14 protein-coding genes and 1 pseudogene are annotated in these 14246 nt (G+C 47.6%); 1 reads left to right on the plus strand and 14 read right to left on the minus strand.

Going from position 1 to position 14246, the window contains the following annotated elements; all coding sequences use genetic code 11:
- Window positions 1-17 precede the first annotated feature (17 nt).
- The 14 genes and pseudogenes from sdhA to OZ401_RS18275 form a co-directional block, all read right to left on the minus strand.
- Window positions 18-1760, minus strand: coding sequence for a succinate dehydrogenase flavoprotein subunit (sdhA, locus tag OZ401_RS18210; RefSeq protein WP_341469946.1), 1743 nt, complete (start codon window positions 1758-1760; stop codon window positions 18-20).
- A gap of 27 nt (window positions 1761-1787) precedes the next feature.
- Window positions 1788-2216 carry a succinate dehydrogenase/fumarate reductase transmembrane subunit gene (locus tag OZ401_RS18215; RefSeq protein WP_341469947.1) on the minus strand — a complete coding sequence of 143 codons (429 nt, stop codon included), beginning with the start codon at window positions 2214-2216 and terminating at the stop codon, window positions 1788-1790.
- Window positions 2217-2290: 74 nt separating this feature from the next.
- On the minus strand, window positions 2291-2644 hold the full coding sequence (gene sdhC / locus OZ401_RS18220) for a succinate dehydrogenase, cytochrome b556 subunit (RefSeq protein ID WP_341469948.1): 354 nt from the start codon (window positions 2642-2644) through the stop codon (window positions 2291-2293).
- A gap of 250 nt (window positions 2645-2894) precedes the next feature.
- Window positions 2895-3686: a class I SAM-dependent methyltransferase gene (locus OZ401_RS18225; RefSeq protein ID WP_341469949.1), complete on the minus strand. Its 792-nt coding sequence runs from the start codon at window positions 3684-3686 to the stop codon at window positions 2895-2897.
- Entirely contained in the window at window positions 3656-4453 is a 798-nt protein-coding gene (locus OZ401_RS18230; RefSeq protein WP_341469950.1) for a class I SAM-dependent methyltransferase, read from the minus strand. Before OZ401_RS18230 ends, OZ401_RS18225 begins: the two co-directional genes overlap by 31 nt.
- Before the next feature lie 2 nt (window positions 4454-4455).
- A complete protein-coding gene (gcvPA, locus tag OZ401_RS18235; RefSeq protein WP_341469951.1) occupies window positions 4456-5769 on the minus strand; it encodes an aminomethyl-transferring glycine dehydrogenase subunit GcvPA in 1314 nt (437 codons plus the stop codon).
- Between the two features lie 102 nt (window positions 5770-5871).
- The gene (gene gcvH / locus OZ401_RS18240; RefSeq protein ID WP_341469952.1) at window positions 5872-6252 is read right to left on the minus strand and encodes a glycine cleavage system protein GcvH; all 381 of its coding nucleotides are present in this window, start codon (window positions 6250-6252) and stop codon (window positions 5872-5874) included.
- Window positions 6253-6267: 15 nt separating this feature from the next.
- Window positions 6268-7380 (minus strand): glycine cleavage system aminomethyltransferase GcvT, encoded by a 1113-nt coding sequence (gcvT, locus tag OZ401_RS18245; protein WP_341469953.1) that lies wholly within the window; start codon window positions 7378-7380, stop codon window positions 6268-6270.
- Between the two features lie 181 nt (window positions 7381-7561).
- Window positions 7562-8284 (minus strand): histidine phosphatase family protein, encoded by a 723-nt coding sequence (locus OZ401_RS18250; protein ID WP_341469954.1) that lies wholly within the window; start codon window positions 8282-8284, stop codon window positions 7562-7564.
- A gap of 20 nt (window positions 8285-8304) precedes the next feature.
- A complete protein-coding gene (locus OZ401_RS18255) occupies window positions 8305-9024 on the minus strand; it encodes a CPBP family intramembrane glutamic endopeptidase (RefSeq protein ID WP_341471836.1) in 720 nt (239 codons plus the stop codon).
- Window positions 9025-9053: 29 nt separating this feature from the next.
- A pseudogene (locus tag OZ401_RS18260) lies at window positions 9054-9216 on the minus strand (YkvA family protein); the annotation flags it as partial.
- Between the two features lie 22 nt (window positions 9217-9238).
- The gene (locus tag OZ401_RS18265) at window positions 9239-10048 is read right to left on the minus strand and encodes a 1-acyl-sn-glycerol-3-phosphate acyltransferase (protein ID WP_341469955.1); all 810 of its coding nucleotides are present in this window, start codon (window positions 10046-10048) and stop codon (window positions 9239-9241) included.
- An 11-nt stretch (window positions 10049-10059) separates the two neighbouring features.
- The gene (locus tag OZ401_RS18270) at window positions 10060-10368 is read right to left on the minus strand and encodes a hypothetical protein (RefSeq protein WP_341469956.1); all 309 of its coding nucleotides are present in this window, start codon (window positions 10366-10368) and stop codon (window positions 10060-10062) included.
- Window positions 10369-10402: 34 nt separating this feature from the next.
- Window positions 10403-11443, minus strand: coding sequence for a phosphotransferase family protein (locus OZ401_RS18275; protein WP_341469957.1), 1041 nt, complete (start codon window positions 11441-11443; stop codon window positions 10403-10405).
- 171 nt (window positions 11444-11614) lie between these two features.
- Between OZ401_RS18275 and OZ401_RS18280 the strand changes: the two genes are divergently transcribed.
- Entirely contained in the window at window positions 11615-14209 is a 2595-nt protein-coding gene (locus tag OZ401_RS18280; RefSeq protein ID WP_341469958.1) for a DUF3458 domain-containing protein, read from the plus strand.
- Window positions 14210-14246 lie beyond the last annotated feature (37 nt).

Raw genomic sequence — 14246 nt, forward strand, 5'->3', positions numbered from 1 at the left:
CGAATTGTAAAAATACGCTAGTATTTGCGCTCCTTTGGCTGGAACCTGGTTATGGATACGGGTTTATAGGCAAGGCGCGAAACACCACCATCCTCGCTGCGATAAGCCAGCGTATGCTTCAGGAAGTTCACATCGTCGCGGTTTAACATATCCTCGCGATAATGTGCGCCCCGACTTTCTTTGCGTTCCAGCGCGCCCTTGGCAGTGGCTTCGGCAACTTCAAGCAGCGAGCCAAGTTCAAGAATTTCCAAGCGTTCGGTGTTGAATTTACTGCTTGGGTCTTGCAAGCGTACTTTAAGGTAGCGTCCCTTCAACTCCTGTATTTTTGTCAGGGCGTGGGTCATGCCTTTTTCGTTGCGCACTACTTTTACATTTTCTTCCATTTCGCGCTGTAATTCTTTGCGAATGTCGGCGGCAATTTCCTTGCGCTTGGGATCGGTTCCGGCATTAACCCAACCAATTAACTGGTTTGCTTTGGATTCATGATTAGCAGGTAATTCCTCGAAATCTACCGTTTTGATGTATTCTGCCGCTTTCATACCGGCACGTCGTCCGAATACCACAAGGTCTACCAATGAGTTAGTACCGAGGCGGTTTGCGCCGTGGACAGAAACACAGGCAACCTCACCGGCAGCGTATAAGCCGGGTAATACGGTGGCGTTCTCATCTATTATAACTTCGCCATTCACGTTGGTGGGTACGCCACCCATTGCGTAGTGAGCGGTAGGCTGAATCGGCACACCTTCTTTATACGGCTCAACTTTTAGGTAGGTGCGGGCAAAATCGGTAATATCAGGCAATTTAGCGTCAATGACCTCTTTGCCGAGGTGATCTACGTGCAGATACACATAGTCCTTATCTGGTCCCGCTCCGCGCCCTTCCCGGATTTCCTGAGCGATAAAGCGACTTACCATATCACGTGGGGCAAGGTCTTTAAGGGTTGGGGCGTAGCGTTCGCAGAAGCGTTCGCCTACTGAATTACGCAGGATACCACCTTCACCACGTGCCGCTTCGGAAAGCAATACGCCGATGCGATAAAGCCCGGTGGGATGGAACTGATACATTTCCATATCCATCAAGGGTACACCAGCACGATAGGCACTGGTCATACCATCGCCGGTGCAAGCGTGAGCATTCGAGGTAACTTTCCAAGCGCGTCCATAACCGCCGGTAGCAAGAATAGCCGCTTTGGTTTGGAAAGTGTGCAATTCGCCCGTTTTGATGTCAATAGCTGTAACGCCTACGCAACGCCCGTTATTGATCAATATATCCATCAGGTGGAATTCGTTAAAGAAAGTTACATTATTCTTGATACCCTGTTGGTATAGAGTTTGAAGAATCATATGTCCGGTGCGGTCTGCGGAATAGCAGGCACGGCGTACCGGACCTTCTCCGTAGTTGCGGGTGTGACCACCGAAACGGCGCTGGTCAATTTTACCTTCGGGAGTGCGGTTAAAGGGCAATCCCATATGCTCAAGTTCGTAAATGGCATCAATTGCTTCGCGTGCTAGGATTTCGGCGGCATCCTGATCGGTCAGGTAATCGCCACCTTTGACCGTATCGAACATGTGCCATTCCCAATGGTCTTCCTCGCAATTGCCTAGCGCGGCGCAGATACCACCTTGAGCAGCGCCGGTATGCGAGCGGCTGGGATACAGTTTACTGATTACCGCCACGTTACCCTTGCCGACTAGCTTTATAGCAGCAGACAGGCCAGCCCCACCTGCTCCTATTACTACGGCATCATATTTATGGTACATCTCTGACTTGCTCCTCGTGAAAAAGAATTACTTTACCGGCACAACCGGATTAAAAGTAATGATGACCTGTGATCCGATTAGTATAAAGAATATGCCAACCGCATATAAGGTAGAAAGGGCGAACATACGCCAGCCTCTTGCGCTGACATAATCATAAATCAGTACCCTTGCGCCGTTCAAGCCATGCAAAAGCGCTAGAAAGAGCAAGATCAGGTCGTAGGTGCGCCAGAGCGGGTTAGCCCAGCGATTTGCAACAAATTGGTAATCAATCACATCCACATTATTGAGTAGGTGCATGATTACAAGGTGACCGAGCGCAAAAATAATCAACAGGATGCCTGAAACCCGGAAGAAATACCAGCTATAGAGTTCAAACTGATTAGCGGGTTTGGGACGTGAGCCTTTAGAAGTATAGCGACGTTTCTGTTGGGATTGAGCTTGAGTTTCGACTGCCATAGGTTTTAAAATTTCCTTTTTCTAGTAGAAAATGCGGGTTTTATACCCGCTCTTTCATCGAAAAACCGTCGTATCTATGTCCATTTTACGCTGCTCAGCATTATTATAGCAGCGGGCAGCCACAGCACCAAGAAAAGAGCTAAGGTGAAGTAAAAAAGCTGCTTATGGTATTTGATAGCGGATTCCCAGAAGTCCAGCAGGATTATACGCAAGCCATTAGATGCATGGAACAATACCGCCCCTACCAAAAGCACTTCAATAATGCGGAAGGGTGGGATTTTGTAAAGAAAAACGAGGTCTTCGTAGTAACTCGGACCAAGCCCTACCAGATAGGTATCAGCAATATGCAGAAAAAGGAAGCCCAGAATCCCAACACCTGTGAGGCGATGGAGTATCCAGAGCCACATACCAAATTGACCACGATACATTTGTAATCCCCTTTGAGAAAAGGTTAGGTTCGGCTTAGAAGTCAAAAGCCGTCTATTTCATCGTTATGAGCCAGATTAAAACGTTGTGAACATTATAACACTCCGATTTTAGGCTTGCAATATTGGACTAGGGCATTAATTTTATGTCAGGCTAAAGAATCGGCAAAGATATTGCCCTTTGGCGCTATTTGTCTCACCGTGTGCGAAGAATCACAAGCAGTTTCAGTTCAGAATAAAGCGCAGTTTTGTATCAAGCTTTGCGGCGGCACACATAGATTAATTTTTCGCTGCCTGCGTGGTATTCGTCAAATTCATAAGATCCATACAAATCTTCGATGGAAAAGCCGCTTTTATCGAGCAGCAGTTCCGCTTCGTAGCGATAAATATAACGAAGGTTAAAGGATGTTACGGTGCGCCGCAAGCTATTATCTGCCTCAATTTCATCGAATATGTAGCGATAATGGCGTTGCTGCATCGCCGGTTCTGCAGTAGCGCTTAAGAAAACCTGCACCAGATTGCCGTTTTTTGGATTCTGAAACTCGCTATCCAGTTCAAGCCTTCCATCGGCGGGATATTGTTCCTTGATTTCTGGGTTTTGTATATCAAGTATAAACAGCCCAGCAGGCGCAAGATGTTTGCGGGCAGCGTTTAGGCAATCAATTTGTTCGGGCTGGCTGAGTAGATGTTGGAAAGAATTGAGCGCGATGAAAATAAAATCGAATTGTTCACCTAGCTCAAAATTGCGCATGTCCGCCGGAAAGAAGCGTGCCGTTTCTTTAAAACCAATCGCTTTATTGCGTGCAATCTCCAGCATTTTTTCGGAAGCATCCAATCCGGCAACTCGATAACCTGCTTCCAATAGCGGAAGTGTAACCCGTCCTGAACCGCACGCCAATTCCAACACTCGCGCATTAGCTCCAGCACGGCGTACCATCTCAACGTAAAAATCAAGGTCAGCATCGAACCTTGCATACTTAGTATCGTAATATTCGGCGATGTTGTCGTAGGGGTTCACGCTTGTTCCGGCTCTGCTTTCTGACAAATATATATAATGCGAGGGCTTTCGGCGGCATACTCTTCAAAGTAATAACTGCCATAAGACTCTACTATTTTGAATCCGACTTTTTCAAGCAGGTTTTTTAACTCATCTGCATAAAAATAGCGCAACTTGAGGGTGGTATTACAAACTAAATCGTTATTACCGCCCGGTAGCCTTTCGTAGTACATGTAACGTCGAGTGCGAATCTGGTGGTGAGGAAAGTCGGTAGTACTGACCATCAAGGTTACGGTGCTTTGCCGTTCTGGATCATGCATAACACCATAAAGCTCGGTCAGTTTGTTGGCGGGTTCTTCATCGGGAGTTGAATTATCCATTGCCAACACAAAAACACCTTGAGTTGACAGCATATCTCGCGCATTCTCAAGGCAAGCAATCTGATCTTCATCATCATACATGTGCTGGAAGGTGTTAAAGCCTAGAATGACTATCTCAAACTTTTCTGAACCAAGAACGGTGCGCGGGTAACGCATGTCGCCCTTAAGCAAGCGAGTACGCGCTTGAGCTTGCACGGGCAGGGCTGTTAACTTGTTATGGGCGCGCTCAAGCATTTCATCGGAAAGGTCTAACCCGGTGACTCGATAACCCGCTTCTACCAGCGGTATGAGCAAACGCCCTGTACCGCACGCCAGTTCAAGAATATGAGGGTCAACGCCTACTTGCCGAATGATTTCCAGATAAAATGGATTGTCGGTGGTTACATCAGAATAATACAGGTCATAATAGTAGGCGAACCCAGCATATTCATCCAAAATTACGCTCCGCGCAACACTTCCACCAAACAATCAATTTCTTCTCTGGTGTTCATTTCGGTGCAGCAAAAGAGCAAGCAATCGGCAAATTGGGGGTACTCTTTGCCAAGAGCATAACCGCCGATTATTCCGGCTTCTTTACAAGCTGCTTGCACTATTTCTATATTTGGTACACGTACTAAGAACTCATTGAAGAAAGCGCCTTCTAGTAGCAAGCTGTAACCGGGAAGTTTGGCAATTTCGTCAGCGGCATAGTGGGCTTTGTGATAGCATTGTTCCGCTACTTCGTGCAAACCTTGTTTGCCCATTGCGCTCAGGTAAACGGTAACGACCAAAGCGATCAAGCCTTCGTTAGTGCATATATTGCTGGTGGCTTTTTCGCGTCGGATATGCTGTTCGCGAGTCTGGAGGGTTAGCACAAAAGCGCGTTTGCCCGTTTTATCGGTGGTCTGTCCCACTATGCGACCGGGCAAGTTGCGGATATATTCATTACGACAGGTGAAAATACCCACATAAGGTCCACCAAAGCTAGGGCGCATTCCGAGGCTTTGCCCTTCGCCTACCGCAATATCTGCGCCACACTCACCGGGCGGTTTGAGCAAGCCCAATGAGGTAGGATAGGCTGAAACTACAAACAACGCCCCTTTAGCGTGAGCCGCATCCGCGAGCTTTTTCAAATCTTGAATCTGCCCCAGAAAATCAGGCTGTTGAACCAACAGAGCGGCAGTTTGGTCATCAAGGGCGGCAACCGCTTCTTCCATGGTTTCATATTCGGCGATAACGATACCCTGCGGTTCGGTATAGGTGCGCGTTACGGCACGGGAGTCAGGGTGTACCGTTTTAGGGATTATCACTTTGTTTCTATTAGTGACGTTAACTGCCATAATGGCGGCTTCTGCCAGCGCGCTTGCCCCGTCATACATAGAAGCGTTTGAAACATCCATGTTGAAGAGTTCGCCCATCATGGTTTGATATTCGTAAATGGCTTGCAAAGTACCCTGACTTACTTCGGGCTGGTAAGGAGTATATGCGGTATAAAACTCAGAACGCCCCACCAAATGCCCAACTACACTGGGTACATAGTGGTTGTAACTTCCTGCTCCGAGGAAAGAGGCATGATCACGCAAATTCCAGTTGCGGGAAGCCAAACCGTTCATCAGGCGAGTTGTTTCTAGTTCAGAGAGGGCTTTGGGTAGGTCGAGTTTAGGGAAGCGCACCTGTTTGGGTACTACCTCGAAAAGCTCTTCAACCGAATCGACACCGATGCTTTTCAGCATTTCCTGAAGCTCAACATCGGAATTAGGAACATAATTCATCTCTTATACCAGCCTGTTTCTAGTAAAGGTATTTTTGCCTACAGGCTAACCCGTAGGCAAACACAAAATTGATTAACGGTAGAGGGATTCTAAATGAACCTGCTATTTACCGATCAAAGCGCGGTAAGCCACCGAATCCATCAGATTGTTCAATTCAGCCAGATTATTGGCTTTTAGTTTGATAATCCAGCCCTCTCCGTGAGGGTCTTTGTTTACCAATTCGGGCGTGTTTACTACCGCTGCATTGACCTCGATAACTTCGCCTGATAGAGGGCTATAGAGATCCGAAACGGTTTTGACCGACTCAATTACGCCAAAAGTCTGGTTTTGGGACAACTGCTTGCCCACATCAGGCGCGTCCACGTAAACAATATCGCCCAGTTCATCCTGTGCAAATTCGGTAATGCCCACGATGGCAACATCGCCTTCCACTTTTACCCATTCATGTTCTTTGCTGTACTTCAAATTTTCAGGGAAATTCATGGGATTAACCTCTCCTTACTTTTTTGCTTTCTTATAGAAAGGCGTTTTAACCACGACCGCCTCCGCTGGCTGGTCGCGTACCACTACCTGAAACGTTGTACCTACTTCGGCAAATTCTACCGAAACAAGCGCCAACCCGATATTTTTGCCCAATGATGGCGAAGGCGCACCGCTGGTAACAAATCCGATTTCCTTGCCGTCTTTGGTTATTTTGTAGCCGTGTCGCCCGATTTCGCGACCTTTCATTTCAAACCCAACTAGCTTTCGCTTGATACCTTCTTTTTGTTTGGCAACTAAGGTAGCACGTCCGGAAAAATTACCCTTATCCAGATTTACAAAGCGTTCCAATCCGGCTTCCAGTGGGTTAACTCTGGCATCAATATCGTTGCCGTACAATGCCATTTTAGCTTCAAGGCGCAAGGTATCGCGTGCGCCCAAACCGATTGGTTTTATGCCTTTATCTTTGCCGGCTTCTGAAAGTAAATTCCAGAGGGTTTCGGCATCCGCTGCCTTCACAAAGATTTCGTAGCCGTCCTCACCGGTATAGCCGGTGCGGGCTACCAGCGCGGATAACTCGCCAACTTTGCCGCTGGCAATGCTGTAATATTTCAAGTCACCCACTGCTACATCGGTTAGAGGAGCGAGGATTTCGAGTGAGAGCGGTCCCTGGATCGAGATCAGGGCGGTTCGTTCGGAAACATTCTGTATTATAACGTCGCTGCCTCGAATTAGGGAACATTCAAGCATCCATTTGTGGTCTTTAGCAATGTTGGCAGCGTTTACGACTACGTAATATTTGTTAGGAAGTCGGTAAACAATCAGGTCGTCCACAATACCACCGTCGGGGTAGCACATAAGGTTGTATTGCGCCTGTCCAACTTCTAACTTGGATATATCATTGGTGCAAAGGTATTGCAGAAAATCCAGCGCGGTTGCGCCGCTAATTTCAAATTCACCCATGTGGCACAGGTCAAAGAGACCCACGGCGGTACGAACTGCCTTATGTTCGTCGATTATGCCGCTGTACTGAACGGGCATGTGCCAACCCCCAAATTCAATTAAACGTGCTCCGATTTGTTGGTGTAGCGTGTGAAGTGGGGTTTTTTTCAAACTCGCGATATCGGTCATTTTGTTTTAGACCTCTAACTTTGTTGTCATTCCAATTGTGGTTTTAACCGTGCAGTAAAAGACTTTCTCTATTCTAATGTCCAGCCCCATCTAAGTCAAACCGCTCCAATCGGAAGGCAGGCTTTAAGTTGGTGAATAACTTGTGTCAATTTGGCAGCCACCCTTGGGGTTATTGGTACTGTCAATCTTCTTTTAATAATCCAACATCGCGCAGATGGCTTAGTTCATTGAGCGAAACCAACAGGCGTTGTGGCTTTCCGTCTTGACCCTTAAATATACGCAAAAAGGTTACCGAAGTGTTTCCGCAAGGGAAGAAGAAATCGCGATTAACCCCTAACACTTCCGAAATATAAATGTTTATTGCGCCACCATGCGAAAAGACAGCTATTCGGTCTCCGGTGTGCTTTAAGGCAAGGCTATCCATTGCTTCTACAACCCGCTTACGGAAAGTGGCGGAGCCTTCTTCCGTATTAACAGCATCCCAACTGCCATGTATTGCCGCAAGCTGGATAATGCGGTCAAGCCGTTCTCGCAATGCGGCGGCAGTTTCAGCCGGAGATAAATTTCCTTCGAGCGTGAATTGCGAACCTATATTAATCTCACGCACACCATCAATAGGGATGATGTCAAGCGCCTGTAAATTGGCGAGCGGGGTAGCGGTTTCGATGGTGCGCCGCAAAGGGCTGCTATAAATTGCCTTTAGCTTGATACCTCCCCACCGTTGCGCCAGCGCTTCGGCTTGGGCGCGTCCTTTTGCGCTTAAAGGTTGGTCATCGTAACTGCCGCCGGCAACAACTTCGGCAGGGTCGGGCAAGGCATCGGCATGTCTTATCAGCAATATTTCGGTGGCGTTAGCTCGGCTCATAAAAGGATTCGACCCGGTGTTTTGAGAAGTCTCGCTCATGATTTCCTTTGTTTAAAATTTTATGATGTGAGTATTTGCCCGATTGCCAGTGCACCGTTCCAGGCGATATGCCCGACGATTCCCGGCAATAGAGAGTCGCTTTTCCAGCGCACCCAGCCATAGATTATACCACCGGAAAGTAATACTGCCATAAAAAATGGACTTGTTCCGACATGTGCCAGTGCAAATATAAGCGCAGTGACACCAATGGCAATATAGGAGGAATGCCAACGCGGGTTTGGCGCTAAATAAGCCCCCCATTTTAGCAAGAGCGCGAATAGCAACCCTCGATAGATTATTTCTTCGACCAGTGGTGCCCCGATAACACTACCGAATAATATTATGGTTGTTAGAATCAGGTTGCTATTTTCAAAAGTGGTTGAGCCAGTACCGTATACCAATCTTACGCTTACAGCGATTAAACCAAACAGCAAAAATATCAGAGGGGTTAGCCACTGCCAGCCTTGTTTAACCATTTTTACTCCCATTCTGAGACGCAATTCGGGATTATTAGCCAATACGTAGGTAATTGCAAACAGAAAGGTTATATAGATGAAGCCGCTTGAGGCGTAGCGCACTAATTGATCGGCGCGAAGATTACGAGGTAGAAACGCCAATATAATTGCTCTGCCGAGATAAAGCGCCAGCGCCAACCCCAACAGTTTAACGGCTGTTACAGCCCAGCGTGCTGGTTTTAAATACCAACTTTGAACGGCAGCTTTTTCGCGACATTCGCTCATTATGTTGTGAGGAACTAGCGCACGTGCCAGAATGATGCCCAGCGGCAATAGAATTAGGTCATCCAGATAGCCGATTACAGGAATAAAGTCTGGAATCAAGTCGAGAGGGCTGATGGCGTAGCCGACCACTAGCGCGGCAGTTAGGCGGGCATACCAAGGCGTTCGAGAGTCACGGTAAGCTAGATATAAGGCGAATATTTCATTTTTTAATTGCTTAACACGATTTTTCCAGTTCATGTTGTTCTGTTGGTTCCCGGTGAACCTCCTGCCATATTTTTAAGTTATCCAACCAACGCCCTGCTAACTCTTGCGGCAATAGGGCTGCAATGTTCAAGCCAAGTTGCACTTCGTATAGCTCAGGGCGCGCCGACCAAATGAGCGGTTTGCCTATTCGTACATGCCAACCGCCGTTATACCACCAAACCCCTACCGGAATTATCGGCAGCCCTAGAGAATTCAGCCATCTACCCGCGCCGGGGCGGATATTGCCGAATACCAACCGCGCTTTCCCTTCCGGGAAGACCAGCGCCGGATGCTGTTTGACGCGCATTTTCCATTCTCGCAGAGCTTTGATGGAAGCACGCTCGTTACCCAATGCGACTCGCAGTACATTTTTGCTCCAGCGCCGGTAAGAATAGTTTATCAGCTTTTTTGTAAGGCGGGCGGGTATTGGTGGTTTTTTCTTGCGTTTGGAAGCGCGCTGCCCTACCACTAGGGTAAATTCTTCCAAGACTTCTGGGCGAATCTGTTGTACTGCCGCAAGTATTGCAGCTATTACATCAAGCGTAATTGCGCCCCGATAGTGGTTAGCCGCCAATACAAAAGAGCCGGAAGTGGGCAGATTTTCTAATCCTTCCACCTGAATCGGCTTATCGGCAAAGCGACGCAAGAAAACTAGGCTTGAAAATCGCGGGTAAATTACCGTTGCAATGGTGTACCATATCCAGAAAAGCGTCACGCGCCACCATACTCTGGGCGCGCGATAAGCGGGCAAGAAAGTTTTGTCGTCTGCTTTAGCGGTCATACTTTCTTAGTTTATTGTCCGGGCGGGTTTGGGAAGTTTGGCGGAATATCGCCAAAGTCACCCGGATTTAAATCTTCCGGGTTTAACCGTTTTTGTGGTTGTGCTGCCTGGGACACAGTATCTCCGCCGCCTCCGCTATCGCTTGTGTCCGAACTACTATCCGCCGAATACGAGGCATCCGAAGAGGTGTCGCTACCTTCGCTGGAAGCGGAATCGCTATCGCCAGAACCGGAATCCGAATCGCCAGAGTCAGAATCGGAGTCGGAATCATCCAGTAACAAAGAAATCAACAGTGCGTGTACTCGTAGTAATGGTTTCATGTTTGCTATTCCTTTCTGTGTTTTCTGGATTAAATTAGATTGGCGCTCCTTCACATACACCCCGCGCGCGTTTTGCCAGTGCGGGTACGCCTTCACCTAGGGTTTCAAAGAACGGATCGTCGGTGATACCTAACTTGTGGCGTTTGTAGCTTCCTTCCAGCACGATAGCCAATTTCCAGATAGCTAGCGCTACATAGAAATTCAGGTTTCCAACTTTTGTGCCGGTCAGTTCTGCGTAATATTCAACCGCTTGATGACGGTTCATAAAACCGGGCTGTACCGATATTTGACCCATTTCGAGGTTGAAGGGAATCGGCGGATCTCCGGGATTGCTCCAGAACGAGAGTAGATAACCTAAATCTGCCAAAGGATCGCCCAGTGTAGCGAGTTCCCAGTCTAGGATTGCGATTACGCGGGCAGGTTGTCCCTTGCCGATTATGACATTATCCAAGCGGTAGTCACCGTGAACCAGTGTCGAAGGAGGAGAGTCGGGAAGATGCTCCTTGAGCCATTCGCTTACCCAGATTAAATCGGGCAGATCACGGGTATAAGCGCCTTCGAGTTGCCCGTTCCAACGTTTCAACTGGCGGGCGATATAGCCTTCCGGTTTGCCCAAATTAGTCAGTCCAACTTTATGATAATCCACCGAGTGGAGTTCCGCTACAGCACGTACTAATTCCTGCGAGATCTCAAGGCGGGATTTGTCATTATCGAATTCGGGTGGCAGTTTATCACGAATGACATATCCCTCGACCCGTTTCATCACATAAAAAGGCGCACCGATTACATTGTTATCTTCACAGGCTGCCACCGGCTCTGGAACCGGAACCCGGCTATTTTTAAGCCCGTTGATAACGCGCCATTCGCGGATGACATCGTGGGCGGTAGGTAGATAGGGTGGAAGCGGTGGGCGACGTAAAACAAATTCTTCAGTGCCGCGCTTGACCAGAAAGGTAAGGTTTGAATGACCCTCTCCAATGCGTTGAATTATAATCGGGGCATCCTTACCCGGCACATTGGCTTGCATCCAAAGTCGTAAAGCAACTTCGTCAACCAGCGTTGGTAACGTTGTCATTTATGGCTTAGCTCCAAAAAATATATTTAAGAAAATAGCTCAGGAACTTTCTATTGGATTATAACATCAACTTTTTCCTTTGAAAAAACTGATCGTCTGTCATAGAATACCTATAGTAAAATATTTTGAGTAATAAATTTAAATTTGTTTCTTTAGAAAGAGGAAAACAGATTGGCAAATTACCATGAGTTGTTGCCTTCCCATACTTGCAGCCGCATGTTAGCCCTCTACGAACAGAGGGAAGCGCGAGCAGGAGGAGCAAGACCATTCCCATTACCGGGCGATAAACCACATTATGCGCCTAACCGAGAGTATGCCCTGCAACATTTATTCCTAGATGTTACAGTGCATTTTGAGAGCAAAAGTGTGGCGGGTGTGGTACGCACTACCCTTACGCCGATTAATGATGGGCTGGATTCAATAACTTTCGATTCTGAACATACTGTAGTCAATAAAGTGTGGATTGAGGGCGAGAATAAGGCTTTGCTTTTCAGGCACGAAGATGCAAAACTTAAAATTGACCTTGGCAAACCTTGTAAATCGAACGAAGAATTAACGATTGTAATTGAGTATGTGGCTAATCCTCGCTGTGGGCTTTATTTTGTAGAGCCTAGTGAAGCTTATCCCGATAAAAAGCTACAAGTGTGGTCGCAGGGGCAAGATACCGATAACCACTACTGGTTTCCATGCTACGATGCGCCAAATCAGAAAGCTGTTACCGAAATGCGAATTACGGTGCCGGAGAATATGTTTGCTCTGTCAAATGGCGCCTTACTTGAAACTAAACATCACCCCTCTGCTGGAACTAGAACCTACCACTGGAAACAGGCGATCCCTCATAGCTCTTATCTGATAACGCTGGCAGCAGCAGAGTTTGTAGAAATTCAGGATAACTGGGAGGATATTCCGGTACCCTATTATGTTTTGCCGGGGCAAGAAGAAAAAGCGCGAGTTTCTCTGACCAAAACTCCGCAAATGATACAATTCTTTTCCGAGAAGATCGGTCACCGCTACCCTTATGAGAAATATGCCAGTGTTTGTGTCAGCGATTTCATTTTCGGGGGTATGGAGAATACCACCGCTACTACTCTGACCGAAACTACTTTGCATGATGAACGTGCCCATCAGGATTATTCCAGCGACCCTTTGTTGGCACACGAACTGGCGCATCAGTGGTTTGGGGATTGGCTGACATGTCGTGATTGGAGTCATGGTTGGTTGAATGAGGGATTCGCTACTTACTTTGAAGCGCTATGGGCTGAGCAAGACCTAGGGCGTGATGACTTTATCTATGAAATGTACCAGAACTCCCAAATTTATTTCTCCGAAGATACCGGGCATTATCGTCGTCCGATTGTTGCCTATACCTTTAATATGCCGATAGACCTGTTCGATCGCCATCTCTATGAGAAGGGTTCGTTGGTTTTGCACATGATTCGCTATCTTCTGGGCGATGATTTGTGGTGGAAGACTATCACTTACTATGTGAACAAGCACAAGACCCAAAACGTGATTACCTCCGATTTGGAACGCGCGATTGAAGAGGCAACCGGCTTTAATCTGCAAGGCTTCTTCGAGCAATGGGTCTATAAGTCTGGCTATCCTGAGTTCAAACTTAGCTATAGCTATGACGATAAGAGCCAAACTGCAAAATTCAGCGTGGCGCAAACGCAGGAGATTAACGCTGAAACATCGCTGTTTACCTTACCGGTAGAAATCGCTTTTATAAGTGAAAGTGGTAAGCGTGAAATATTTAAGGTTGAGCTTGAAGAAAAAGAGCAGACCTTCTATTTCCGCTTAGCCGAAAAACCACTTTTTGCCAGTTTCGACCCGGATAATTGGATTCTTAAGACGGTGGATTGGAAACGTTCTGCTGAGCAACTAATAGCCCAACTTGAGAAGGACACCAATTCGTTTGGGCGTATCATAGCTGCACAGGAATTGGGCAAACTAGGGACGCTTGAAGCGGTAAATGCTCTATCAAGGGTTCTGGCAAACGATACCTTCTGGGCGGTTCGCGCCGAATGTGCTAAAGCTCTTGGCGTGGCTAAAACTCCTGCTGCGGAAAATGCGCTGCTGACGGCGTTGGCAACTGAGAAGCATGCCAAAGTGCGGCGTGCAATTACCGGAGGGTTGGGCGAATTTCGCACTGAAGCGGCGGTGCAGGCACTTACCAAAGTGCTGGCGGGCGACATCACCGATATTGTAGAAGGCTCTGCGGCTGTGGCGCTTGGTAAGACAAAACAACCCGCTGCCTTTAATACGCTAGTAGCGGCTTTATCCCGCGACTCGTTTAACCAGATGGTGCGAAACGGTGCGATTAATGGGCTGGTTGAATTGAAAGATTCGCGGGCATTGCCAATTGCGCTAGAGTGGACTGCCTACGGGAAACCTGACCAAAATCGGCAAGCGGCTACGGCTGCTTTGGGTAAAATCGGCAAAATCCTTAAGGACGATGAAAAGGAAAAGGTGGTTGAGCGGTTAACTGAATTATTGCAAGACTCAAGCTGGCGCACCCGCTTACAAGCAATTCTAGCGGCGCAAACGCTAGGCGATAACCGACATATCCCCAACCTGCAACGAATCGTAGATACTGCGGTGGAAGGGCGCGAGATCAGAATCAGCCGTGAGGCAATTGCGTCAATTCGCTCTGGCACAGCAAAAGATGACGAGGTCAAGAAGTTGCGTGAAGATTTGGATAAGCTACAAAGCGAGAACAAGGATTTGCGCGAACGACTTGAAACATTGGAGTCAAAAATAAAATAATGGGGCAAGGGTGCGGAGAGATTCGCACCCTCAAGTT

The sequence above is a fragment of the Candidatus Chlorohelix allophototropha genome (genome assembly GCF_030389965.1).
GTDB lineage: Bacteria > Chloroflexota > Chloroflexia > Chloroheliales > Chloroheliaceae > Chlorohelix > Chlorohelix allophototropha.